Below are 23,149 nucleotides of genomic sequence, written 5' to 3' on the forward strand. Positions count from 1 at the left end.
ATGACACCCCGCTCCGCTCGCAGCCGACGCCGTCGGCTGCCGATGCGCTATCTGCTGCCCTCGCTCTTCCTGGTGGCACTGATGGCGATGTTGATGCTGCGCGGTTACGTGCATAGCGAGATCCTGGCCGACCACCGGGTGCGCCCCCCGGCGTCCCACGACCAGGTACCCGAAGAGGTCCTCAAGGGCGGCCCGGTGATCCAGGCGCGGGAAGGCGAGCAGCCCAAGGCGCTCAGCGTCCCGGACCACAAGCTGGTGCTGACCTTCGACGACGGGCCCGACCCCAAGTGGACCCCGAAGGTCCTGGACACGCTCAAGGAACACGACGCGCAGGGCGTGTTCTTCGTCACCGGCACCATGGCCTCGCGCTACCCGGATCTGGTCGACCGCATGGTGCGCGAGGGCCACGAGATCGGCCTGCACACCTTCAACCACCCCGACCTCTCCTACCAGTCGCAGCGCCGCATCGACTGGGAGCTGTCCCAGAACCAGCTCACCCTCGCGGGCGCCGCCGGCATCAACACCTCGCTCTTCCGGCCGCCGTACTCGTCGTACGCGCACGCCTTCGACAACGAGAACTGGCCGGTCACCCAGTACATCGGCTCCCGCGGCTACGTCACCGTCGTCAACAACACCGACAGCGAGGACTGGAAGCGCCCCGGCGTAGACGAGATCATCAAGCGGGCGACACCCAAGGACGGCAAGGGCGCGATCGTGCTCATGCACGACTCCGGTGGCGACCGCTCGCAGACCGTCGCGGCCCTGGACCGCTTCCTGCCGGATCTGAAGGCCGACGGCTACGAGTTCACCACCCTCACCGAGGCGATGGACGCGCCGAGCGCGCACACCCCGGTGACCGGGTTCGCGCTGTGGAAGGCCAAGGCGTTCGTCTGGGCGGTCAGCGTCTCGGAGAACGTGACCGGTGTCCTGGTGGCCGGACTCGCCGTGATCGGCGTCCTGGTCATCGGCCGCTTCGGGCTGATGCTGCTGCTCTCCGTGATCCACGCGCGACGTACCCGCAAGCAGGGCTTTAGGTGGGGCGCGCCGGTCACCGAACCGGTGACGGTGCTGGTCCCCGCGTACAACGAGGCCAAGTGCATCGAGAACACCGTGCACTCGCTGATGAGCAGCGACCATCCCATCGAAGTCCTCGTGATCGACGACGGGTCGAGCGACGGCACCGCGCGCATCGTCGAGGAGATGCGGCTGCCCAACGTCCGCGTCATCCGGCAGAACAACGCGGGCAAGCCCGCGGCGCTCAACCGCGGTATCGCGAACGCCCGCTACGACCTGATCGTGATGATGGACGGCGACACCGTCTTCGAGCCGTCCACCGTGCGCGAGCTGGTGCAGCCGTTCGGCGACCACCGGGTCGGCGCGGTCGCGGGCAACGCCAAGGTCGGCAACAAGGACTCGCTGATCGGCGCCTGGCAGCACATCGAGTACGTGATGGGCTTCAACCTCGACCGCCGGATGTACGACGTCCTGCGCTGTATGCCCACCATCCCGGGCGCGGTCGGCGCCTTCCGGCGCAGCGCTCTGGAGCGGGTCGGCGGCATGAGCGAGGACACCCTCGCCGAGGACACCGACATCACCATGGCCATGCACCGCGACGGCTGGCGGGTCGTCTACGCGGAGAACGCGCGCGCGTGGACCGAGGCGCCGGAGACCGTGCAGCAGCTGTGGTCCCAGCGCTACCGCTGGTCGTACGGCACCATGCAGGCCATCTGGAAGCACCGGCGCGCGCTCATCGAGCGCGGTCCGTCCGGGCGCTTCGGCCGGGTCGGACTGCCGCTGGTCTCGCTGTTCATGGTCCTGGCGCCGCTGCTCGCGCCGCTTATCGACGTCTTCCTGCTGTACGGGCTGATCTTCGGCCCGACCGGGAAGACCGTCATGGCCTGGCTCGCGGTGCTCGCCGTGCAGGCGGTCTGCGCGATCTACGCCTTCCGGCTGGACCGCGAGAAGATGACCCACCTCATCTCGCTGCCGCTCCAGCAGATCCTGTACCGGCAGCTGATGTACGTCGTTCTGCTGCAGTCCTGGATCACCGCGCTCACCGGCGGCCGCCTGCGCTGGCAGAAGCTCCGGCGCACCGGTGCGGTGGGGGCGGCGCCCGGCGCCATCCCGGCGCAGCCGGCGGCCGGGCACGACCACCGGAGGCCGGTCGCATGACGACACCGCCTTACGGAAACGATGGCGAGTGGCCGCGGCGGAACTCCCCGGACCCTTACGCGGGGTCCGGGTCCCACGCAGGGGGCGACGGGTACGCGGCGGAGGATCCGTTCGCGGACCCCAGCCGCCCGTACGCGGGTGCCGACCCGCAGGCGGGCGCCGACCCGTACCCGGACCCGTACGCGCAGGACTACGCGCAGGCGGCGCCGGGCGCGCAGGCGGGCTTCGACCCCTTCGCGCAGCGTGATCCGCGGGCAGGGCATGACCCGCTCGCGGGGCCGGACCCGTACGCCAGCTCCGGCCCCTTCGGGGCGGGTGAGTCGCATGCCGCGCGTGACCCGTTCGCCGAGCCGGGCCCGTCCGCGCACGGCGATCCGCACGCGGGGCCGGGCGCGCAGGCGGGCTTCGACCCCTTCGCACAGCGTGATCCGCAGGCGGGTCGTGACCCGCTCACGGGGTCGGACCCGTACGCCGCTTCGGGCCCCTTGGGCCAGGGCGACCCGCATGCCGCGCGTGATCCGTTCGCCGAGCCGGGCCGGTCCGCGCACGGCGACCCGCAGGCGGGGGTGGGCGGTTTCACCGCTGACGACCTCTTCGGGGATCGCGAACCGCAGGCCGCGCGTGGCGCGTTCGCCGAGCCGGGCCCGTACACCGAGTCCGGCACCTTCGCGCAGGGCAACCCGCACGCCGCCGGTGACCCCTTCGCGCAGGGCGACCCGTACGGTGCGCGGGACGCGCAGGGGCAGTCCGACGGGTACGGGCAGACCGCGGCATACCCGGAAGCCGAGACCGCGACGGCCACCGCGGAGCGGACCGACGAGGCCGAGAAGGCCGCCGCGCCCTCCTGGGCGGAGGGCAAGAAGGCGTCAGGGCGGGACCGCTATCTCGATCTTCTGCGGTCGCTCGCCCTGGTCCGGGTCGTGGTCTACCACGTCTTCGGCTGGGCCTGGCTGACGATCCTCTTCCCGTCCATGGGCGTGATGTTCGCGCTGGCCGGCTCCCTGATGGCGCGCTCGCTGAACCGGCCCGCGCTGGGCGTGATCCGCGGCCGTATCCGACGGCTGCTGCCCCCGGTCTGGGTGTTCGGCGCCATCGCCGTACCGCTGATGTTCCTCAGCGGCTGGGAGCCCGCCAAGCAGCTCGGCGGTACCTGGCTGCTCGAACTCTTCAACTACGTGGTGCCGTTCGGGGCCCCGCCCTACCCCTGGAGCACCGACCCGGTCCCCGGCGCCGACTGGCTCTCGGGCAGCTGGGCGGTCCAGGCGGCCGGACCGCTCTGGTACATCCGCGCCTACCTGTGGTTCGTGATCGCCTCGCCGCTGCTGCTGTGGGCGTTCCGCAGGGTGCCGTGGGCGACGCTGCTCGCGCCGCTCGCGCTCACCGCGGTCGTCGGTACGGGCCTCGTGGAGATCCCCGGCGAGACCGGCCGCGCGATCACGGACTTCGCGGTCTACGGCTCCTGCTGGGTGCTCGGCTTCGCCCACCAGGAGGGCCTGCTCAAGAAGGTGCCGCGCTATATGGCGGTCTCCTGCGCCGCGCTGGTCATGGCCTTCGGGCTGTGGTGGGCGTCGGGCCACCTGGGCCCGGACGGCTGGGACCTCAACGACATCCCGCTGGCCCAGGCCACCTGGTCGTTCGGGTTCGTGGTGATCCTGCTGCAGTACGCGCCGTCCTGGCAGGAACTACCCGGCAAGCTCGCCCAGTTCGACAAGCTGGTCACGCTCTCCAACAACCGCGCGGTCACCATCTACCTCTGGCACAACGCGCTGATCATGGCGACGATCCCGCTGCTCGACCCGCTGTGGCAGTTCCCCATCGTCTACAACCACCTCGGGACGGCCTTCGCCGAGACGTACAACATCTGGATGTTCGTACTGGTGTGGCCGCTGATCGGGCTGACCATCGTGGCCGTCGGCTGGATCGAGGACCTGGCCGCCCAGCGCAAGCCCCGGCTCTGGCCGGACGGCGCGCGACGGGGCAAGGCAGGCAAGGCAAGCAAGGCAGGCAAGGCGGGAGGCTCGCGGCGCCGCTAGCGACGCAGGGTCCCGGTACCGTCCGGAACCCCCGGACGGTACCGGGGGTTCCGGCCAGGCGTCCGGCCGGGCACTCTGGGGGTGTTGGCCTCGGGTAACCCCACAAGGCGGTGACAGACGCATGGCGGCGGGCATCGTTTCGTCCGACTACGACCTGCGGTTCGACTCCGGACGAGCCTGCCTGGACCTGCTCGCCACGGCCCACCCCGTCGAACGCCTCGACAGCCCCGCCTGCCTGCGCGCCTGGCTGGTGGGCGCGGGCCTGGTCCCCGAGGGGGCGCGACTCGGCCGGGTCGACCCGGCCTGCGTGGTCGCCTTCCGCGAACTGCGCGCCGACATCGACCGGTTGGTACGCGGCGAACCAGCGACCTCCGAAGCCGGGCCGCTCGACGCCGCGTTGGCCCGCCTCAACACCCTCGCCGTCGCCGCACCCCCCGCACCCCGCGCCGTACGCACCGCCGACGGCGGACTCGTCCGGGTGCTGCACACCGACCCCCCGGGCCCCGCCCTGCTCGCGGCCGTCGCCAGGGACGCGGTCGAGCTGCTCACCGACCCCGTGGCGCGATCCTGCATCCGCCAGTGCGAGGGCGACAACTGCCCGCTCATCTACCTGGACACCTCGCGCGGACGGCGCCGCCGCTGGTGCTCAAGCGAGGTGTGCGGCAACCGCGAGCGGGTGGCCAGGCACCGTCGCCGTACCGCCCTGGCGAGAGCCTGAACCGGTATTTCGAACGGCACTGAACACAACGCGCCCGCCGTACGTAACTAACCCGTGTGTGAGCCAGGACGTGGGGGAGCCCCCGTCGAAACGGGGACACCGGAGGTGGACGTGCGCAAAGATGCCGCCGTGGCCGATGATCGAACGCGGCGGGCCCGGCACCGGATGCAGGAACCGCCCGAGCCCGACGAGGAGCTGATGCGCGCGCTCTACCGTGAGCACGCGGGTCCGCTGCTCGCGTATGTGCTCAGGCTGGTTGCAGGAGACCGGCAGCGGGCCGAGGACGTCGTCCAGGAGACCCTCATCAGGGCCTGGAAGAACGCTGGTCAGTTGAACCGTGCGACCGGTTCGGTACGCCCCTGGCTGGTGACGGTGGCACGGCGTATCGTGATCGACGGCCACCGCAGCCGGAAAGCCCGGCCGCAGGAGGTCGACCCCTCGCCACTGGAGGTCATCCCCGCGGAGGACGAGATCGACAAGGCGCTCTGGCTGATGACACTCTCTGACGCGCTCGATGATTTGACGCCCGCACACCGGGAAGTCCTCGTTGAGACGTATTTCAAGGGCCGCACGGTCAACGAGGCCGCTCAGACGCTCGGCATACCCAGCGGCACGGTCCGCTCCAGGGTGTTCTACGCGCTGCGTGCCATGAAGCTGGCACTGGAGGAGCGGGGGGTGCGGGCATGACCACCTTCGGAGCGAACGACGCGTTCGGTGCGAACGACGTCCACGAGACGGTCGGCGCGTACGCACTCGGCATCCTGGACGACGCGGATGCCCGCACGTTCGAGGCCCATCTGGCCGGCTGCCAGCTCTGCGCCGCCCAACTGCACGAACTGTCCGGCATGGAGCCGATGCTCGCCGCCCTGGCGGATCTGCCGCCGCAGCAGCGGCCCGCACCGCAGGTGGGGCAGCAGCTCGCGGCGCGCCCGGGACCGCGGCTTTTGGACAACCTCGTGGGCGAGGTCTCCAGGAAGCGGGCGACCAGGCGGCGGAGCGTGCTCGCGCTGGCGGCCGCGGCGGCCGTGCTGATCGTCGGCGGCCCCCTGGTGGTGATGGCCGCATCCGGCGACGACGGTGACACCGGCTCGCAGGTGGCCAGCCCCGCCGAGGACGCCTTCTTCAGCAAGATGGACGAGAAGGTACGGGCCACCGACCCCAAGACCAAGGTCAGTGCGACCGTCGGCCTGGAGAAGAAGGGCTGGGGTACGCACGCGGTCCTTGAGCTCAAGAACGTCAAGGGCCCGCTCAAGTGCTCCCTGGTCGCCGTCGGCAAGAACGGCGAGGAGGAGACGGTGACGTCCTGGGGCGTGCCCAAATGGGGGTACGGGATCGCGGACGGCCCGGACGAGTTCTCGCGTAAGCCGCTGTATGTGCACGGCGGCGCGTCGATGGAGCGCAACGACATCGACCACTTCGAGGTGCGTACGTTCGACGGCGAGCGGCTGGTCGACGTGAAGGCCTGAGAGCCTGTGCGCGGAAACAGGCTCTCAGGGTTCTGATCTGCTGCCGCGTGCGCGGCGGGGTCCCCGTCGCGTACGGTGGACGGCTGCCCGACACGGGCGGCAGCACATCAGAAGGGACCCCCGGTGGCCGATGTACGCGACCGTGAGATCAGCGTCGAGCAGGAGCACCTGGACCAGGTGTACCGACGCCTTGAGGAGAAGATCCACGAGGCCGAGTTCCTGATGCACGACGCCGCCAAGCGCGGTCAGGTCGGCACTCCCGGCGCGCTGGCGGAGCGCGACGCGCAGGTGTTCCGCGCGGGCGTCCATCTCAACCGGCTGAACAGCGAGTTCGAGGACTTCCTCTTCGGCAGGATCGACCTGCTGCTCGGCAAGGACGGCAAGAAGGGCCCGGACGGCGCGTACACCTCCGTGGAACCCGCCGACGACGCGGTACGCCCGAACGGCAGCGCCGAGATCGCCGAGACCCTGCACATCGGCCGGATCGGCGTCCTGGACGCGGAGTTCGCGCCACTGGTCATCGACTGGCGGGCGCCCGCGGCCGCCCCCTTCTACCGGTCCACTCCGGTGGAGCCCGGCCGGGTGGTACGCCGCCGGGTCATCCGCTCCAAGGGCCGCAAGGTCCTCGGCGTCGAGGACGACCTGATGCGCCCGGAGCTGACCGCGACACTGAACGGCGCACCGCTGCCGGTGATCGGCGACGGCGCGCTGATGGCCGCGCTCGGCCAGGCGCGCGGCCACACGATGCGGGACATCGTCGCCTCCATCCAGGCCGAGCAGGACATGGTCATCCGGGCCCCCGCCGCGTCCGTGACGTACGTCGAGGGCGGCCCCGGCACCGGCAAGACCGCGGTGGCCCTGCACCGCGCGGCGTATCTGCTCTACCAGGACCGTCGCCGGTACGCGGGCGGCATCCTGATCGTCTCGCCGACCCCGCTCCTGGTCGCGTACACCGAGGGCGTGCTCCCCTCGCTCGGCGAGGAGGGCCAGGTCGCCATCCGCGCGGTCGGCTCGCTGGTCGACGGCGCGGAGGCGACGCTCTACGACGACCCCGTGGTGGCCCGCGCCAAGGGCTCGGCCCGGATGCTGAAGGTGCTGCGCAGGGCGGCGCGCGGGGTGCTGGAGCCGCGGGGCGGAGCACGGCGCGGCGGTGAACAGCTCGCCTTCGGCACGGAGGCCGACCAGGCCCCCGCGGACAGCGGCCCGCCCACCCGCCTGCGCGTCGTCGCCTTCGGGCGGCGTCTTGAGCTCGGGCCCGACGAGCTCGCCCGGGTGCGGCGCACCGCGCTCAGCGGGACCGCCCCGGTCAACCTGCTGCGCCCGCGCGCCCGCAGGCTGCTGCTCGACGCGCTGTGGGCGCAGTCCGGGGCGGCGTCCCGGCACGCCGACCCGGAGCTGGCCGCCGAGCTCCGGTCGGGCTTCGACGAGGACATCACCGGCGAGGACAGCTTCATCCGCTTCCTGGACGCCTGGTGGCCGGAGCTGACCCCGCACGGGGTGCTGGCCGCGATGGCCGACGAGAAGCGGCTCGGCGGCTGGGCACGGCGGGTGCTCAATCCCGGCGAGGTGCGCCGGGTCGCCCGCTCGCTGCGGCGCGAGGGCCTGTCCGTACACGATGTGGCGCTGCTCGACGAGCTGCAGGCGATCCTCGGCGCACCGCCCCGCCAGCGCAAGAAGAAGGAGCTGGACCCACTCGACCAGCTCACCGGGCTCGACGAGCTGATGCCGGTGCGCGAGGAGACCCAGCGCGAGCGCGCCGAACGGCTCGCCGAGGAGCGTACGGAGTACACGCACGTCATCGTGGACGAGGCGCAGGACCTCACGCCCATGCAGTGGCGGATGGTCGGCCGTCGTGGCCGACACGCCACCTGGACCGTGGTCGGCGACCCCGCCCAGTCGTCCTGGTCGGACCCGGACGAGGCGGCCGAGGCCCGTGACGAGGCGCTCGGCACCCGGCCGCGCCGCCGCTTCACGCTCACCGTGAACTACCGCAACCCCTCGGAGATCGCCGAGCTGGCCGCGAAGGTGCTCGCGCTCGCGATGCCCGGCAGCCAGTCCCCGAAGGCGGTCCGCTCGACCGGCGTAGAGCCCCGGTTCGCGGTCGCCGACGGCCGGGACCTGGCGGGTGCCGTACGGGCCGAGGCCCAGCGGCTGCTGGACAGCGTGGACGGCACCGTCGGCGTGGTCGTCGCGATGCGCCGCCGCGAGGAGGCCGCACGCTGGCTGAAGGGCCTCGGCGGGCGTGTGGTGGCGCTCGGCAGCCTGGAGGCCAAGGGCCTGGAGTACGACGCCACCCTCGTCGTGTCGCCCGCGGAGATCGCCGACGAGTCGCCGGCGGGTCTGCGGGTCCTGTACGTGGCGCTGACCCGGGCGACCCAGCAGCTGACCGTGGTCTCCGGGGAGCGCGACCAGGCGGACTCGCAGGGGGTCCCGGATCTGCTGCGGGACTGATCCGCGGGCCCCAGCGGGTTTCGCAGAGTCCTGCGAGACGGGAATTGCCTTACGAGGATCGTTTGTTACCGTGGACGTGGCACCGGCCCGATCCAAGCCCCCGGGCCCAACCTTCGTCGCTTAGAGCGACCACTTGCCGCGAGGCGAGCATGGCGGGTCGGTGTCACTGAACGTACGAGAGGTGCGCGGCCCCCCCGGGGCCCGCGCCCCCCCGGGCCGCGCACCTCTTTGTTGTGCGGAGACCCCTTTGTTGTGTGAGCAACTTCTCGTATGGTGGAATAAGTTTTCCAAAAGAAGCGCAGAGCATCCGACGAACCCGCGACTCAAGCAGAGAACAAAACGTTCTCAACCCGGGGCGGCTACCACGTACCAGGCGGTAGGTGCGACGATCGGATGACGCACGTGACACAAGGTGAAAGAGGAAGTCGGCATGGCAACGGCGCCCAGCGTCTCCTATTCGATGACGGTCCGGCTCGAGGTGCCCGCGAGCGGAACCGCGGTTTCGCAGCTCACCACGGCCGTGGAGTCCTCCGGGGGCTCGGTCACCGGCCTCGACGTCACCGCATCGGGCCATGAGCGGCTCCGTATCGACGTCACCATCGCCGCGAGCTCCACCGCGCACGCGGACGAGATCGTCGAGAAGCTGCACACCGTCGAAGGTGTCGTCCTCGGCAAGGTCTCCGACCGTACGTTCCTGATGCACCTCGGCGGCAAGATCGAGATGGCGTCCAAGCACCCCATCCGCAACCGCGACGACCTCTCCATGATCTACACCCCGGGTGTCGCCCGGGTGTGCATGGCGATCGCCGAGAACCCCGAGGACGCCCGCCGCCTCACCATCAAGCGCAATACCGTTGCGGTCGTGACGGACGGCTCCGCCGTGCTCGGTCTCGGCAACATCGGCCCGATGGCCGCCATGCCGGTCATGGAGGGCAAGGCGGCCCTCTTCAAGCGCTTCGCCGACATCGACGCCTGGCCGATCTGCCTGGACACCCAGGACACCGACGCGATCGTCGAGATCGTCAAGGCCATCGCCCCCGGCTTCGCCGGCATCAACCTCGAGGACATCTCGGCGCCGCGCTGCTTCGAGATCGAGGCGCGGCTGCGCGAGGCCCTGGACATCCCGGTCTTCCACGACGACCAGCACGGCACCGCGATCGTCGTGCTCGCTGCTCTGACCAACGCACTTCGCGTGGTCGGCAAGGCGATCGGGGACGTGCGGGTCGTCATGTCCGGTGCGGGCGCGGCCGGTACGGCCATCCTCAAGCTGCTCCTCGCGGCCGGCGTCGAGCACGCCGTGGTCGCCGACATCCACGGCGTGGTGCACTCCGCCCGCGCGGACCTGGTGGACGCCGCGGAGGGCACGCCGCTGCGCTGGATCGCGGACAACACCAACCCCGAGGGCGTCACCGGCACGCTCAAGGAGGCCGTCGTCGGAGCCGACGTCTTCATCGGCGTCTCGGCTCCGAACGTCCTCAACGGAGACGATGTCGCGGCCATGGCGGACGACGCCATCGTGTTCGCGCTCGCGAACCCGGACCCGGAGGTCGACCCGGGTGTCGCGCGCCAGACGGCGGCCGTGGTGGCCACCGGGCGCTCGGACTTCCCCAACCAGATCAACAACGTCCTGGTGTTCCCCGGTGTGTTCCGCGGTCTGCTCGACGCCCACTCGCGCACCGTCAACACCGAGATGATGCTGGCGGCGGCGAGTGCGCTGGCCGACGTCGTCAGCGAGGACGAGTTGAACGCCAACTACGTGATCCCCAGCGTGTTCAACGACACGGTCGCCGGGGCGGTCGCCGGAGCGGTGCGCAACGCCGCCAAGGCCGCGGCGGCGGCTGTGACCACCGCCACGGCCTGAAACGCGGCGCGTCGCGGAACCCCGGGGCCCGGGGCGCACTCTAGGGTTGCGGCACCACGCCCATGTAAGCCCTGCGGTCCGCTGCCGGGATCAGACGGAGCGTCACCATTTCGAGGCACCTCGCCTGGCGGATGGGCGCTTTTCGTGTGACTCCCCAGGGTGCCGGATTGGCTTTCCCGCCGCAGGTGGGGGCAGGATGCGTCTCTGGGCGCGAGGGTCTGACGACGGACCCGGGTCCGGGGACCTCCGAGGACCCTGGCAGCATCGGCTTCGCTGTGCCCGATATGCGGCTCCGCCGCGTGGCACGCCTCAACAGCAAGAAGAACACGGGAGTACAAACATGAACCGCAGTGAGCTGGTGGCCGCCCTGGCCGACCGCGCCGAGGTGACCCGTAAGGACGCCGACGCCGTGCTGGCCGCGTTCGCCGAGACCGTCGGCGAGATCGTCGCCAAGGGCGACGAGAAGGTCACCATCCCCGGCTTCCTCACCTTCGAGCGCACCCACCGTGCCGCTCGTACGGCGCGCAACCCGCAGACCGGTGAGCCGATCGACATCCCGGCCGGCTTCAGCGTGAAGGTTTCCGCGGGCTCGAAGCTCAAGGAAGCGGCCAAGGGCAAGTAAGCCTGGCAGTTTGGTGTGAGGGCGGTCCCGGGTTTCCGGGGCCGCCCTCATGCGTGCGGCGCCGCGGTGGCGTGCGTCAGGGATTAGTCCCCCACCCCGCCCCTTCCCGAAAGGCCTCGCCGGCCGGGCTCAAAGATGTCCTCAAGCGCCGGACGGGCTGAAATTGGAAGCCCGCCGGAACCTACGCCGCCTCCGCCAGGTCCGCCTCCGCCAAGGACGTGACGAAGACCGTCCNCTGGCGGACTCCGCGCCCGCGGCGGGCCCACCCGCCCCCGCGCCCGCCCCCGCTCAGGTACGGGACGGCGGCGCCCGGCGCCGTGGCGCGCGGCGGCACCGGTGGCCCGTCGTCGTTCCGTTCTTCGTGTTTCTCGCGGTCTGCTTCGGCCTGCCCGCCGGGACCATGGTGTACGGGGCGTTCACCGTCGTCGACTCGGCGAGTGGCGCCAGCCGGTTCTCGATGGAGAACGTCAACGGCTCGCTGTCCGGGGCGTACGCGACCGGGCTGGCCGGCAGCGTCGAACTCTCGGTCGTGACCGCGCTGCTGGCGACCGCGCTCGGCACGCTGATCGCCCAGGCCGTCGTCAGCTCCAAGCGGCCGGCGCTGCGCGGCATCGTCGTCTCGGCCAGCGGGGTGCTCGCCAACTTCTCCGGCGCGCCCCTCGCCTTCGCGTTCATCGCGACACTCGGCACCACCGGCACCGTCACCCAGCTGTTCCACCTGGAGAAGACCGGGTTCAGCCTCTACAGCTTCACCGGCCTGGTGCTGGCCTACCTCTACTTCATGATCCCGCTGATGGTGGTGACCGTCCTGCCCGCGCTCGACGGTCTGCGCACCCAGTGGCAGGAGGCCGCCGCGTCCTGCGGCGCGACCCGCAGCCAGTACTGGCGGCACGTCGGCATCCCGGTGCTTGTGCCGTCGCTGGCCGGCGGCCTGGTGCTGATGTTCGGCACCGCCTTCGCCTCGCATGCCACCGCCGCCGTGATGGTCGGCTCGTCCCAGCCGCTGATCACCATCCAGATCGCCAACGCCCTCAACGGCAACGTCCTGGTCGGCCAGGAGAACCTCGCCCTCGCCATGAGCCTCAACATGGTCGTGATCGCGCTGCTGGTGATGGCCGTACAGATACCGCTGCAGCGCAGGAGTGCCCGATGGCTCGGATGAAGTCGAGCATGAAGTTGACCTCGCGAGGCGTCGTCCTGCCGCTCGCCGCGCTGTACTTCCTGGTCCCCATCGGTGCCTCGATCTGGTTCAGCATCAACGAGGTGGAAGGCGTCAGCTTCGACGCGTACACCAAGGGCCTCGGGACCGAGGGGCTGACCACCAGCCTCATGCTGTCGGTGCGGCTCGGCCTGGCCACCATCGTCTGCGGACTGCTGCTGATGGTGCCGACGCTCGTCGCGGTCTCGCTCTATCTGCCCAAGCTGCGCCGGGTCGTCGAGATCCTGTGCATGATGCCGCTGGTCGTCCCGCCCATCGCGCTCGTCGCGGGCGTCACCACCGTGCTCTCCTGGGAGCAGGACCTGGCCGACACGCCCTTCTACATGACCTTCCAGGCCCTGCGGGACGAGAACTTCCCGCTGGTCCTCGTCCTGGTCTACACGGTCATGTCGCTGCCGTTCCTGTACCGCTCCCTGGACGCCGGACTGCGCGCCGTCGACCTGCGCACCCTCGTCGAGGCCGCGCGCAGCCTCGGCGCCTCGCGGCTGCAGACCCTGTGGCAGGTCGTCGTACCGAACCTGCGGGCCGCCGTGATGGGCGGCGCCGTACTCAGCCTGGCCATGGTGCTCGGCGAGTACACCGTCGCCTCCGTGCTCTCCTACCGCCCGTTCTCCGTATGGATGGTGGAGATCAAGGACTCCGAGGCCCAGCTCTCGGTCGCGGCCGCGATGCTCAGCCTGCTGATCACCTGGGGGCTGCTGCTCCTGCTCACCACCCTGGCCGGTGGCCGCAGCCGCCGCCGTACGAACTCCAGCCGCGAGAACCGAAAGAAGACCGTGTCATGACCGTCCCCGTGCAACTCAAGCAACTGCGCCGGGAGTTCGGCTCCACGGTCGCCCTCGACGGACTCGACCTGGACATCGCGCCCGGCGAGATGGTCGCCCTGCTCGGCCCCTCCGGCTGCGGCAAGACCACCGCGCTGCGCATCATCGCGGGCTTCGAGACCGCCGACGGCGGCGAGCTGCTGATGGACGGTCAGGACGTCACCTCCGTCCCGGCCAACCGCCGCGACATCGGCATGGTCTTCCAGTCGTACAGCCTCTTCCCCAACATGACGGCCGCCGAGAACGTCGCCTACGGGCTGCGGGTACGCGGCAGGGCATCCGCCGAACGCAAGGAGCGGGCCCAGGAACTCCTGGACCTGGTCGGCCTGCCCGGACGCGAGGGCCACTACCCGCACCAGCTCTCCGGCGGCCAGCAGCAGCGCGTCGCGCTCGCCCGCGCGCTGGCCATCCGCCCCAAGGTGCTGCTCCTGGACGAGCCGCTGTCGGCGCTGGACGCCAAGGTGCGGCTCACCCTGCGCGAGGAGATCCGGCGCATCCAGCTGGAGCTCGGCATCACCACCGTCTTCGTCACCCACGACCAGGAGGAGGCGCTGTCCATGGCGGACCGCGTCGCCGTGATGAAGGACGGACGGCTCGAACAGTGCGCCGCGCCGAGCGAGTTGTACGACCGCCCGGCCACACCGTTCGTCGCCGAGTTCGTCGGCACCATGAACCGGCTGCCGGGCACCGTACGCGACGGCGGCGTCGTCGAGCTCTTCGGACGGCGGCTGCCCATCCACGGCGAGACCCCCGCCTCCGGCACCGAGGTCGACGTCCTGCTGCGCCCCGAGGGCCTGGCGGTCGGCGCCATCGACGACAAGGGCGGCACGCCCGCGACCGTACGGGTGGCGACGTTCCTCGGTGCCACCACGCGGCTGCACCTGACCACCGAGTCCGGCGCCACGTTCAAGGCCGACCTGCCCAGCTGGGAGGCGACCGGGCTGGCTCCGGGGGCGCGCTGCACGGTCACCCCGCACGACAACCCCGTACTGGTCGCCGAGCGGCCCTGAGACCCTCCCGCCGTACGCCGCTGGGGCGGCCACCCTCTTCGGGTGGCCGCCCCAGTCGCGTACTTACGGAAGGAGGGGGAGCTAGACCAGCGCCCCGCCCGGCAGCTCGACCTTCGCGCCGAGCTCCACCAGTTTCTCCATGAAGTTCTCGTAGCCCCGGTTGATCAGGTCGATGCCGTGCACCCGGGATGTCCCCTGCGCCGCCAGCGCCGCGATCAGATACGAGAAGCCGCCGCGCAGGTCGGGAATGACCAGATCCGCGCCCTGCAGCTTCGTCGGTCCTGAAACCACCGCCGAGTGCAGGAAGTTGCGCTGCCCGAAGCGGCAGTCCGAACCGCCCAGGCACTCGCGGTAGAGCTGGATGTGCGCGCCCATCTGGTTCAGCGCCGAGGTGAAGCCGAGCCGCGACTCGTACACCGTCTCGTGCACGATCGACAGGCCCGCGGCCTGGGTCAGCGCCACCACCAGCGGCTGCTGCCAGTCGGTCTGGAAACCGGGGTGTACGTCGGTCTCCAGGGCTATGGCGTTCAGCGAGCCGCCCGGGTGCCAGAAGCGGATGCCCTCGTCGTCGATCTCGAAGGCGCCACCGACCTTGCGGTAGGTGTTCAGGAACGTCATCATCGAGCGCTGCTGGGCGCCGCGCACGTACACGTTGCCCTCGGTCGCCAGCGCGGCGGACGCCCAGGAGGCGGCCTCCAGACGGTCCGAGAGCGCCGCGTGGTTGTAGCCGCCCAGACTGTCCACACCGGTGATCCGGATGGTCCGGTCGGTGTCCATCGCGATGATCGCGCCCATCTTCTGCAGCACGCAGATGAGGTCCTCGATCTCCGGCTCCACCGCCGCGTTCGACAGCTCCGTGACACCCTCCGCGAGCACGGCCGTGAGCAGCACCTGCTCGGTCGCGCCGACGGACGGGTACGGGAGCCGGATCTTGGTGCCGCGCAGCCGCTGCGGGGCCTCCAGGTACTGGCCGTCCGCGCGCTTCTCGATCGTCGCGCCGAACTGCCGCAGCACCTCGAAGTGGAAGTCGATCGGCCGCCCGCCGATGTCACAGCCGCCCAGACCCGGGATGAAGGCATGCCCCAGGCGGTGCAGCAGCGGGCCGCAGAACAGGATCGGGATGCGCGAGGAGCCCGCGTGCGCGTCGATGTCCGCGACGTTCGCGCTCTCCACGTGCGAGGGATCCATCACCAGCTCACCGGGCTGCTCACCCGGGCGGACGGTCACCCCATGCAGCTGCAGGAGTCCGCGTACGACGCGTACGTCGCGGATGTCGGGGACATTGCGCAGGCGACTCGGGCCACTGCCGAGCAGGGCGGCGACCATGGCCTTGGGGACCAGGTTCTTCGCGCCGCGGACCCGGATCTCGCCCTCCAGCGGGGTTCCGCCGTGGACAAGCAGGACGTCGTCAGTGCCGTTGACGGTCATGTATCTCGCGTTCCGATGAGGTGGGCGGGGGCAGAAAAGCAAGGGTAATGGCCTTCCACCCCCACTAAGTAAGGCCAGGGGCGACCTTTGGCCGTCTCGGCCGCGACTTAATACGAACCGTGCTTTCACCAGCGCACACGGTTACTGGAATCCGCCCTTCAGGGGGCGCACACGGCTCCTTCGACCCTACGGCCTGAGCTGCGAGCACTTACGTACCGGCATTGCCTCCCCACCGAAGGCGAAGATGCGGGATCATGTCTGGCATGACCGAGGTGTCCTCGCTCACAGGGCGGTTGCTGGTCGCGACTCCGGCCCTGGCTGACCCCAACTTCGACCGCGCCGTGGTGCTGCTCCTCGACCATGACGAGGAGGGCTCGCTCGGAGTTGTCCTGAATCGTCCGACTCCGGTCGGTGTGGGTGACATCCTGGAGGACTGGGCCGCGCTCGCCGGCGAGCCCGGTGTGGTCTTCCAGGGCGGCCCGGTGTCGCTGGACTCGGCCCTGGGGGTCGGGATCATCCCCGGCGACAGCGGTCCCATCGGCTGGCGCCGGGTCCACGGCGCCATCGGCCTGGTCGACCTGGAAACCCCACCCGAACTGCTGGCCGCGGCCCTCGGCTCGCTGCGGATCTTCGCCGGGTACGCGGGGTGGGGCCCAGGTCAGCTGGAGGACGAGCTGGCCGACGGGGCCTGGTACGTGGTCGAGTCGGAACCGGGCGATGTGTCCTCGCCGCAGCCGGAGCGGCTGTGGCGGGGAGTGCTGCGGCGACAGCGCGGTGACCTGGCGATGGTGGCGACGTATCCGGACGACCCGTCGCTCAACTGACACTGGCGCGATTTTTGGGGGGCCAGCCGTTGGAGGTGTCGGTTCTGAGGAATCCCCGGTGTTCGAATGTCGGTGTCGGAGGCGGACGTTAGCCTCGCGGGTGTGAAGCTGGTGGTGCAGGTGAAGCTGCTGCCGACGCCCGTGCAGGCGGCGGCACTTGAGGCGACGCTGCGCGCCTGCAACGAGGCGGCTAACTGGGCCAGCGAGGTCGCCTTCGAAAAGGATGTGAAGAGGAACTTCGCCCTGCGCGAGCACGCCTACGCCGAGATCAAGGCCCGGTGGAGGCTGGGTGCGCAGGCCGCGCAGCATGTGATCAAGAAGACGTGCGACGCGTATGCCACGCTGCGGGCGAACCTGAAGGCGGGAAATCTGGGCAGGTCGGGCTCGAAACGGTACCGGCGGGCGACGGAGAAGCCGATCGCCTTCCGGCCGGAGGGGGCGCAGCCGTATGACGATCGGATGGTGTCCTGGCAGACCGACCAGCGGCGGGTGTCCATCTGGACGGTAGCGGGCCGGGTGAAGGGCGTGGCGTTCGCCGCCTCGCCGGAACAGCTGGCCACTCTGGCGCTGTACCGCAAGGGAGAATCCGACCTGCTGTGGCGGGACGGCATGTGGTTCCTGAGTGCCACCTGCGAGGTGCCCGAGGCCGCGCCGAACGCCGACCCGGTGGACTTTCTCGGCATCGACCTGGGCGTCGTGAACATCGCCACGACGTCCGACGGCGAAATCAGGCCCGGCGGGCCAAGGGCATCAACCACAAGATCGCGAAACATGTGGTGGCCGAGGCAGCACGCACCGGTCGCGGGATCGCCCTGGAGGACCTGACGGGCACCGGCGGGCGGGTACGGCTTCGTAAGCCCCAGCGGGCCACCCACTCCAGCTGGAGCTTTGCCCAGTTGGGGGCGTTTGTCGCGTACAAGGCCCGCCGTGCGGGGGTGCCGGTGGTGTACGTCGATCCGGCGTACACCTCGCGTACCCGCGCCGAGTGCGGGCACGTCGACAAGGCGAACCGGGTCTCGCAGGCCCTCTTCGCGTGCCGGTCGTGCGGATTCGTTGATCACGCGGACCGGAACAGCTCCCGCAACATCCGCGCGCGAGCGTGGGTGTCGTGGCGACGCGGGGCCCAGTCAATGGCCCCTGACCCGCCTCCGCATGACCGGCTGGGTGGGACTGGACGCAAACGCCGCATCACCGCCAGTGATGCCCGTCGTGCAAGCCCGGCGCGCTAGTGCCAGGCGATTGATTACCCTGGAATCCATGAGCACTCTTGAGCCTGAGCGCGGGGCAGGTACGGGGACCCTCGTAGAGCCGACACCGGAGCTGTCGCACGGCGACGGTGACCACGAGCGCTACGCCCACTATGTCCAGAAGGAAAAGATCATGGCGAGCGCGCTCGACGGCACCCCCGTCGTCGCGCTCTGCGGCAAGGTCTGGGTGCCGGGCCGTGACCCGAAGAAGTACCCGGTGTGCCCCATGTGCAAGGAGATCTACGAGTCCATGGGCGCCGGGGGCGGCGACAAGGACAAGGACAAGAGCGGCAAGGGTGGCGGCAAGAAGTAGCGCACCCGCGCCTTCCGCCCGATCGCTGAGCGCGCCAGATCGCTGAGTTCGGCTGTGTGAGGCGGCGGTTCCGGTGTGCCCGTGCACCCCGGAGCCGCCCCTTCCGCGCACCCCCGTGACGCCCGCGTGGCAGTCTCGACCGCATGACTCCTACGGGCTTGACTCCCACGGGCATGACTCCCGCGGTTCCGACTCCCGCGGATCTGATTCCGGCGCCGCGCACCCGGCGCAGCGGCCCCGGGTACTTCGTACTCGACGAGGCGACCGCCGTGGACGCCGGTCCCGGCACCGCGGACACCGCGCGCTGGCTGCGCGGCACGCTCGGCGCCGCCACCGGCCTGCCGCTGGACCCCGGCACGGGTGACGGCAGCCGTGCCGTCCGGCTGCGTATCGACACCGGTGTCACCGACGAACTCGGCCCCGAGGGCTACCGGCTTCAGGTGGACACCGACGCCGTCACCCTGCGCGGCGGGGGACCGGCCGGGGTGTTCTGGGGCGCCCAGACGCTCCGTCAACTGCTCGGCCCCGAAGCCTTCCGGCGCGCGCCGGTCACCGCGGACCGCCGGTGGACCGTGCCCGGCACCCTCATCGAGGACAGCCCGCGGTTCGGCTGGCGCGGACTGATGCTGGACGTGGCACGGCACTTCCTGCCCAAGGACGACGTGCTGCGCTATCTCGACCTGCTGGCCGCCCACAAGCTGAACGTCTTCCACTTCCATCTCACGGACGACCAGGGCTGGCGCATCGAGATCAAGCGCTATCCCCAGCTCACTGAGACCGGCTCCTGGCGCACCCGCACCAAATACGGGCACCGGGCCTCACCGCTGTGGGAGGAGAAACCGCACGGCGGCTACTACACACAGGACGACATCCGCGAAATCGTCGCCTACGCCGCGCGGTTGCACATCACGGTCGTCCCGGAGATCGATATCCCCGGCCACTCGCAGGCCGCGATCGCCGCATATCCGGAACTCGGCAACACCGACGTCATCGACACCTCCGCGCTTTCGGTCTGGGACGACTGGGGCATCACCGAAAACGTACTCGCCCCCACTGACACCGTCCTCCGCTTCTATGAGGGCGTCTTCGAAGAGGTACTTGACCTGTTCCCCGGCACCTTCGTGCACGTGGGCGGGGACGAGTGCCTCAAGGACCAGTGGCGGCGCTCGCCCATCGCCCAGGCCCGCATCAAGGAACTCGGCCTCGCCGACGAGGACGCGCTGCAGAGCTGGTTCATCCGGCACTTCGACAGCTGGCTCGCCGCGCGCGGCCGCCGCCTCATCGGCTGGGACGAGATCCTGGAAGGCGGCCTGGCGCCCGGCGCCGCCGTCTCTTCCTGGCGCGGCTACGCGGGCGGCGTCACCGCGGCCCAGGCGGGCCACGACGTCGTCATGTGCCCCGAGCAGCAGGTGTACTTGGACCACCGTCAGCACGCCGGCCCGGACGAACCGGTGCCCATCGGCTACGTACGCACCCTGGAGGACGTCTACCGCTTCGAGCCTGTCCCGCCGCAGTTGACGGCCGATCAAGCCCGCCATGTCCTGGGCGTCCAGGCCAACGTGTGGACCGAGGTCATGGAGAACCGGGCCCGCGTGGACTACCAGGCCTTCCCACGCCTCGCGGCCTTCGCCGAGGTCGCCTGGAGCGCGCTCCCGGCCGCCGGGGAGCGGGACTTCACGGACTTCGAGCGCCGAATGTCAGTGCACTACGGGACACTTGAGGCACTGGGGGTCGGATACCGGCCGCCCGGGGGCCCGTCGCCCTGGCAGCGGCGCCCCGGGGTGCTCGGACGCCCGATCGATGGGGCGCCCCCGAACGTGTGAGGTGTCAGAAAAGCCACGGCTCCCGGGGGTGCGGCCCTGGGACTGTGGGGCAGCAAGGAAGAACCGGTACAAGGGTCGCCTATGAGTGCCAATACGCACCGACCGGTGAGCGCCCGCCAAAACGGGCGATCCACCTGGTCGGTGGAGGAATGGCTCCTAGTGGACCCCCGCGTCGGCGGGCCGGGAAGATGTGCCAGAGTTGCCACGTCCGGCGCTTGAGCACGTACCGTACGGCGGAACAGCCCAGGCGGGCCGGTCATCGGGAAGGGGCAGCCGCTTTGACCACGCACGCACCGCAGTCAGCCCAGACGACGCCGTCCGTGACGCTGCCGGTCTCGCTGGACGAGGCCGTCGCGGCGCTGTCCGCCATGCCCGCCGCCGTGCCCGTCGCGGGCGGTACGGACCTGATGGCCGCGGTCAACTCCGGGCAGCTGCGCCCCGCCGCGCTGGTCGGCCTCGGCCGGATCAGCGAGATCCGCGGCTGGCAGTACCAGGACGGGCACGCCCTGCTCGGCACCACGCTGACCCACGCCCGGATGGGGCGACCGGACTTCGCGGCGCTGATCCCCGCGCTGGCCGCCGCCGCGCGGGCCGCCGGCCCGCCCACCATTCGTAACGCCGGGACGCTGGGCGGCAACATCGCCACCGCCGACCCGGCCGGGGACTCGCTGCCGGTGCTCGCCGCGCTGGAGGCGACGCTGATCATCGCGGGGCCTGGTGGCGCGCGGCGTGAGCTGCCGGTCTCCCATCTGCTGGCCGGCATGGAGATGTTGCGTGCGGGCGAGCTCATCGGGTACGTACGGGTGCCGCTGCTGCACGCGCCGCAGGTCTTCCTGAAGGCGACCGGCAGAACGGGGCCCGGCCATTCGACCGCGTCGGTGTGCGTGGTGCTCGACCCCGCGCGGCGTGGGGTGCGGTGTGCGGTGGGCGCCGTCGCGCCGATGCCGCTGCGGCCGCTCGACGCCGAGGGCTGGGTCGCCTCGCTGATCGACTGGGACGCGGAGCGGGCGCTGGCGCCGGAGGCGCTGACCGCCTTCGGTGAGTACGTCGCGGCCGCCTGCATTCCCGACCAGGCGCCGGACGGTACGCCGCACGAGCTGCCGCCCGCCGTACTGCATCTGCGGCGCACGGTCGCCGTGCTGGCCCGACGAGCCTTGGGGAGGGCGCTGTCGTGAGCGACACCAACGGAATCGGCGCCGACGGGACCGCCGGCGACGGTTCCCCTGGCGCGGAGGGCGGCTGGCAGCCCACCTCGCCGAGCGACTACGACTCGGACGCGACGGCGTTCGTCACGCTCCCGGAGGGGCTCGCGGACACGCCGCTGGCCGCGCCGGGGAGCTTTGTACCGCCGCAGATCTCGGTCGCGCCGGGTGCGGGGACGGATCCCGCGGCGACGGGTACGTTCGTGATCCCGGGCCTGAACGCGGCCCCCGCCGCCGCGTCGGAGCCGGTCATCGGCGAGCCGGCCGTGCGCTGGCCGGAGCCGAACGCGGCGCAGCCGCCGGCGCCTGAGGTGCCGGGTGCCACGGGCCAGTGGACCTTCACGGAAGCGCCGGCTGCTCCGGCTCCGGCTCCGTCGAGCGTGACCGGCCAGTGGTCGATCCCGCTCGCCCAGGGCGACCTCCCGGACGAATCAGGCGAGTTCACCAGGTCATCCCTGGTCGACCAGTGGTCCGGCAACGCGCCCAGCACGCTCCCCGGCGGCGCGGCGGCCCCCTGGGCCCAGGCCCCTGGCCAGTACCCGTACGCGGGTGCGGGCCCGGACGGGGCTCCGGTCCAGCACGAGGGTGCCGACCCGCACGGCGTGGGCTTGCTCCCGCACGGGGACTCGCACGTGGGTGCGGCCCCGGACCAGGTCTCAGCCGCGGGCGCAGTCGCGGACTGGGCCGCGGCCCCGCTCGCGGGCGCGAGTCCGCACGCGACCGGAAGTGTGGACGAGGGAGTGGGCTCGGGCGCGCTCCCAGAGCACGTCGCGCACCCACACGTGGGTACGGACACGAGCCAAGGCGCGGGTACGAGCGAGGCCGCGCCCTCACGCACGGGCGCGGGCCCGCACCAGGGCGAGGGTCCCGGCGAGGGCGTGGGCCCGCACCGAGACGCGGGTCCTGGCGAGGGCGTGGGCCCGCACCCGGGCGCAGCCCGGCACCAAGACGTGGGTCTGGGCCAGGGCGTGGGCCCTGCGCAAGGCGCTGCCCCGCACGCGGGCGCGGACCCGCACCAGGGCGCTGGCCCGCACGCGGGCGCTGGCCCGCACCAGGGCGCTGGCTCGCGCGAGGGCGTCGGCCCGGAGCAGGCTGTGGCCCAGCAAGGAGTGGCGCTGAGCCAGGGCTCGGGCATGGGCCAAGGCCAGGGCACGGGCAGGCACGAGAACGTGCCCCCGCACGCGGGCGCGGCCCTGCACCAAGACGCGGGTCTGGGCCAGGGCGCTGGTCCGCACGCGGGCGTGGCCCTGCACCAGGACGCGGGCCCCGCCCAAGGCGTTGCCCCGCACGCGGGCGAGGGCTCTGCCCAGGGCGTGGCCCCGCACGCGAGCGTTGCCCCGCTCCGAGACGGGGGTCCGGACCAGGGTGCGGGCCCCGCCCAAGCCGCTGGCCCGCACGCGGGCGTCGCCCTGCACCCAGACGCGGGCCCCGCCCAGGGCGCGGCCCTGCACACGGGCGAGGGCCCTGCCCAGGGCGCGGCCCCGCACGCGGGCGCTGCCCTGCACCAAGACGCAGATCCGGACCAGGGCGCTGGCCCGCATGCGGGCGCTGGCCCACACACGGCTGCGGTCCTGCACCAGGACGCGGGTCCGGACCAGGGCGCGGCCCCGCACGCGGGCGCTGCCCTGCACACGGGCGAGGGCCCCGACCAAGGCGCGGCCCCGCACGCGGGCCCGGCCCTGCACCAAGACGCAGATCAGGACCAGGGCGCCGTCCCGCACACGGCTGCGGCCCTGCACCAAGACGCGGGTCCGGGCCAGGGCGTTGCCTCGCACGCGGGCGCTGTCCCGCACCCAGACGCAGATCGGGACCAGGGCGCGAGCCCCGCCCAAGGCGCCGCCCCGCCCAAGGGCGCCACCCCGCACGCGGGCGCAGCTTCGCACCAAGACCCGACCCCCAACCAAGACGCGGCCCTTGGCCAAGACCCGACCCCCGA

At 71.4% G+C, this 23,149-nt stretch carries 16 protein-coding genes and 2 pseudogenes; 17 read left to right on the top strand and 1 reads right to left on the bottom strand.

Features of this window, described 5'->3' with window-relative positions:
• From U9R90_RS32445 to U9R90_RS32495, 11 genes are all read left to right on the top strand, one after another.
• Entirely contained in the window at positions 1-2,172 is a 2,172-nt protein-coding gene (locus U9R90_RS32445) for a glycosyltransferase (protein ID WP_411060630.1), read from the top strand.
• Between the two features lie 566 nt (positions 2,173-2,738).
• The gene (locus tag U9R90_RS32450; RefSeq protein WP_411061002.1) at positions 2,739-4,205 is read left to right on the top strand and encodes an acyltransferase family protein; all 1,467 of its coding nucleotides are present in this window, start codon (positions 2,739-2,741) and stop codon (positions 4,203-4,205) included.
• A 121-nt stretch (positions 4,206-4,326) separates the two neighbouring features.
• Positions 4,327-4,923 (top strand): CGNR zinc finger domain-containing protein, encoded by a 597-nt coding sequence (locus U9R90_RS32455; RefSeq protein ID WP_411060631.1) that lies wholly within the window; start codon positions 4,327-4,329, stop codon positions 4,921-4,923.
• 105 nt (positions 4,924-5,028) lie between these two features.
• Entirely contained in the window at positions 5,029-5,610 is a 582-nt protein-coding gene (locus U9R90_RS32460) for a sigma-70 family RNA polymerase sigma factor (RefSeq protein WP_411060632.1), read from the top strand.
• Positions 5,607-6,389, top strand: a complete 783-nt coding sequence (locus tag U9R90_RS32465) for a zf-HC2 domain-containing protein (RefSeq protein WP_411060633.1) — start codon at positions 5,607-5,609, stop codon at positions 6,387-6,389. Before U9R90_RS32460 ends, U9R90_RS32465 begins: the two co-directional genes overlap by 4 nt.
• A 75-nt stretch (positions 6,390-6,464) precedes the next feature.
• On the top strand, positions 6,465-8,840 hold the full coding sequence (locus U9R90_RS32470; protein ID WP_411060634.1) for a HelD family protein: 2,376 nt from the start codon (positions 6,465-6,467) through the stop codon (positions 8,838-8,840).
• Between the two features lie 430 nt (positions 8,841-9,270).
• Positions 9,271-10,701 (top strand): NAD-dependent malic enzyme, encoded by a 1,431-nt coding sequence (locus tag U9R90_RS32475; RefSeq protein ID WP_411060635.1) that lies wholly within the window; start codon positions 9,271-9,273, stop codon positions 10,699-10,701.
• A 340-nt stretch (positions 10,702-11,041) separates the two neighbouring features.
• Positions 11,042-11,323: an HU family DNA-binding protein gene (locus U9R90_RS32480; protein WP_156726700.1), complete on the top strand. Its 282-nt coding sequence runs from the start codon at positions 11,042-11,044 to the stop codon at positions 11,321-11,323.
• A 361-nt stretch (positions 11,324-11,684) separates the two neighbouring features.
• Positions 11,685-12,485 (top strand): ABC transporter permease, encoded by an 801-nt coding sequence (locus tag U9R90_RS32485; protein WP_411060636.1) that lies wholly within the window; start codon positions 11,685-11,687, stop codon positions 12,483-12,485.
• Between the two features lie 8 nt (positions 12,486-12,493).
• On the top strand, positions 12,494-13,327 hold the full coding sequence (locus U9R90_RS32490; RefSeq protein ID WP_411060638.1) for an ABC transporter permease: 834 nt from the start codon (positions 12,494-12,496) through the stop codon (positions 13,325-13,327).
• Positions 13,324-14,376 (top strand): ABC transporter ATP-binding protein, encoded by a 1,053-nt coding sequence (locus U9R90_RS32495; RefSeq protein WP_411060639.1) that lies wholly within the window; start codon positions 13,324-13,326, stop codon positions 14,374-14,376. Before U9R90_RS32490 ends, U9R90_RS32495 begins: the two co-directional genes overlap by 4 nt.
• An 81-nt stretch (positions 14,377-14,457) precedes the next feature.
• Here the strand turns inward: U9R90_RS32495 and murA are convergent, their stop codons facing one another.
• Entirely contained in the window at positions 14,458-15,804 is a 1,347-nt protein-coding gene (gene murA, locus U9R90_RS32500; RefSeq protein WP_411060641.1) for a UDP-N-acetylglucosamine 1-carboxyvinyltransferase, read from the bottom strand.
• A gap of 263 nt (positions 15,805-16,067) precedes the next feature.
• Between murA and U9R90_RS32505 the strand changes: the two genes are divergently transcribed.
• The 6 genes and pseudogenes from U9R90_RS32505 to U9R90_RS32530 form a co-directional block, all read left to right on the top strand.
• Positions 16,068-16,628 carry a YqgE/AlgH family protein gene (locus tag U9R90_RS32505; protein WP_411061004.1) on the top strand — a complete coding sequence of 187 codons (561 nt, stop codon included), beginning with the start codon at positions 16,068-16,070 and terminating at the stop codon, positions 16,626-16,628.
• Between the two features lie 102 nt (positions 16,629-16,730).
• A pseudogene (locus U9R90_RS32510) lies at positions 16,731-17,857 on the top strand (RNA-guided endonuclease InsQ/TnpB family protein).
• A 28-nt stretch (positions 17,858-17,885) separates the two neighbouring features.
• On the top strand, positions 17,886-18,188 hold the full coding sequence (locus U9R90_RS32515) for a DUF3039 domain-containing protein (protein ID WP_411060643.1): 303 nt from the start codon (positions 17,886-17,888) through the stop codon (positions 18,186-18,188).
• Positions 18,189-18,361: 173 nt separating this feature from the next.
• Positions 18,362-20,011: a beta-N-acetylhexosaminidase gene (locus tag U9R90_RS32520; protein ID WP_411060645.1), complete on the top strand. Its 1,650-nt coding sequence runs from the start codon at positions 18,362-18,364 to the stop codon at positions 20,009-20,011.
• Positions 20,012-20,289: 278 nt separating this feature from the next.
• The gene (locus U9R90_RS32525; protein WP_411060647.1) at positions 20,290-21,186 is read left to right on the top strand and encodes an FAD binding domain-containing protein; all 897 of its coding nucleotides are present in this window, start codon (positions 20,290-20,292) and stop codon (positions 21,184-21,186) included.
• A pseudogene (locus U9R90_RS32530) lies at positions 21,183-23,149 on the top strand (hypothetical protein); the annotation flags it as partial. The gene U9R90_RS32525 and the pseudogene U9R90_RS32530, both read left to right, overlap by 4 nt.

Source organism: Streptomyces sp. E11-3 (genome assembly GCF_046540415.1).
Classification (GTDB): Bacteria; Actinomycetota; Actinomycetes; order Streptomycetales; family Streptomycetaceae; genus Streptomyces.